This is a genomic window from Gemmobacter sp. LW-1 (genome assembly GCF_001303875.1).
Classification (GTDB): domain Bacteria; phylum Pseudomonadota; class Alphaproteobacteria; order Rhodobacterales; family Rhodobacteraceae; genus Gemmobacter; species Gemmobacter caeni.
In genome coordinates this window covers 1-2,500 of sequence record NZ_LJSC01000055.1, presented here as the reverse complement: position 1 = coordinate 2,500, position 2,500 = coordinate 1, and the positions used below count along the sequence as shown (strand labels likewise).

Genomic DNA, 2,500 nt, shown 5'->3' with positions numbered 1-2,500 from the left:
CGAGTCTTAAAAGGGCGCATGAGTTCGTTGGATCAGACCCGAAACCAGGTGATCTAGCCATGAGCAGGATGAAGGTACGGTAACACGTACTGGAGGTCCGAACCAACACCCGTTGAAAAGGGTCTGGATGACTTGTGGCTAGGGGTGAAAGGCCAATCAAACCTGGAGATAGCTGGTTCTCCGCGAAAGCTATTTAGGTAGCGCCTCGGACGAATACCTCGGGGGGTAGAGCACTGCATGGGTGATGGGGTCCCACAGACTTACTGAGCCTAAGCAAACTCCGAATACCCGAGAGTACTATCCGGGAGACACACGGCGGGTGCTAACGTCCGTCGTGAAGAGGGAAACAACCCTGACCTGCAGCTAAGGCCCCTAATTCGTGGCTAAGTGGGAAAGCATGTGGGACGTCCAAAACAACCAGGAGGTTGGCTTAGAAGCAGCCATCCTTTAAAGATAGCGTAACAGCTCACTGGTCTAGTCAAGATGTCCTGCGGCGAAGATGTAACGGGGCTCAAGCCACGAGCCGAAGCTCAGGATGCGTAGCAATACGCGTGGTAGCGGAGCGTTCTGTGATATAGCTCAATGCCTCTTGTGTGCCCTTCGGGGTGCCATGGAGGCAAGGAGCTTTCTGTGAAGCCGGGCCGTAAGGCATCCGGTGGAGAGATCAGAAGCGAGAATGTTGACATGAGTAGCGACAAACAGGGTGAGAGACCCTGTCGCCGAAAGTCCAAGGGTTCCTGCTTAAAGCTAATCTGAGCAGGGTAAGCCGGCCCCTAAGGCGAGGCCGAAAGGCGTAGTCGATGGGAACCACGTTAATATTCGTGGGCCAGGAGGATGTGACGGATCGCAGGTGTAGTTCGGTCTTATCGGATTGACCGGGCTGCTGAGCGGTTCCTGGAAATAGCCCTCCATCAGACCGTACCCCAAACCGACACAGGTGGACTGGTAGAGAATACCAAGGCGCTTGAGAGAACCACATCAAAGGAACTCGGCAAAATGCTCCCGTAAGTTCGCGAGAAGGGAGCCCCTCTTGTGCGCAAGCATGGGAGGGGGGCACAAACCAGGGGGTGGCGACTGTTTACTTAAAACACAGGGCTGTGCGAAGCCGTAAGGCGACGTATACAGTCTGACGCCTGCCCGGTGCTGGAAGGTTAAAAGGAGGGGTGCAAGCTCTGAATTGAAGCCCCAGTAAACGGCGGCCGTAACTATAACGGTCCTAAGGTAGCGAAATTCCTTGTCGGGTAAGTTCCGACCTGCACGAATGGCGTAACGATCTCCCCGCTGTCTCTGATGTGGACTCAGCGAAATTGAACTGTGTGTCAAGATGCACACTTCCCGCGGTTAGACGGAAAGACCCCATGAACCTTTACTCCAGCTTTGCACTGGCATCAGGATTGTGATGTGCAGGATAGGTGGTAGGCATCGAAGCAGAGACGCCAGTTTCTGTGGAGCCTCCCTTGAGATACCACCCTTCGCACTCTTGATGTCTAACCGCGGCCCGTCATCCGGGTCCGGGACCATGCATGGTGGGGAGTTTGACTGGGGCGGTCGCCTCCCAAATCGTAACGGAGGCGCGCGAAGGTTGGCTCAGAGCGGTCGGAAATCGCTCGTTGAGTGCAATGGCAGAAGCCAGCCTGACTGCAAGACTGACAAGTCGAGCAGAGACGAAAGTCGGCCATAGTGATCCGGTGGTCCCAAGTGGGAGGGCCATCGCTCAACGGATAAAAGGTACTCTGGGGATAACAGGCTGATGATGCCCAAGAGTCCATATCGACGGCATCGTTTGGCACCTCGATGTCGGCTCATCTCATCCTGGGGCTGGAGCAGGTCCCAAGGGTATGGCTGTTCGCCATTTAAAGAGGTACGTGAGCTGGGTTTAGAACGTCGTGAGACAGTTCGGTCCCTATCTGCCGTGGGTGTAGGAGACTTGAGAAGAGTTGCCCCTAGTACGAGAGGACCGGGGTGAACGTTCCACTGGTGGACCAGTTGTCGTGCCAACGGCAGTGCTGGGTAGCTATGAACGGACAGGATAACCGCTGAAGGCATCTAAGCGGGAAGCCCCCTTCAAAACAAGGTCTCCCTTGAGAGCCGTGGAAGACCACCACGTCGATAGGCCGGAGGTGTAAGTGCAGCAATGCATTCAGCTGACCGGTACTAATTGCTCGATAGGCTTGATTTGATCCAGTAACAGCAAGACTGGTCAAAAGCTCAAAACCTGAACAAGCGCTACTGCGCCTGATGTTCCTCATAAACGGGTCTTTCCTCGGTTTGGTGGTCATAGCGCTGGCTAAACACCCGATCCCATCCCGAACTCGGCCGTTAAGGGCCAACACGCCAATGGTACTGCGTCTCAAGACGTGGGAGAGTAGGTCACCGCCAAACCTAGAAAAGACCCCATCAACGATACAAAAAACACCCGGACGCGGGGTGGAGCAGCCCGGTAGCTCGTCAGGCTCATAACCTGAAGGCCGCAGGTTCAAATCCTGCCCCCGCAACCAAA

Annotated in this window: 1 tRNA gene and 2 rRNA genes (1 of these 3 cut by a window edge); all 3 read left to right on the top strand. The window is 55.2% G+C overall.

From position 1 onward, the window contains the following. A 23S ribosomal RNA gene (locus AO684_RS17155) occupies positions 1–2,179 on the top strand (it extends 654 nt beyond the left edge of the window). An 88-nt stretch (positions 2,180–2,267) separates the two neighbouring features. Continuing rightward, positions 2,268–2,382: ribosomal RNA gene (gene rrf / locus AO684_RS17150) — 5S ribosomal RNA — on the top strand. 39 nt (positions 2,383–2,421) lie between these two features. After that, positions 2,422–2,498, top strand: a tRNA-Met gene (locus AO684_RS17145). Positions 2,499–2,500: the final 2 nt, after the last annotated feature.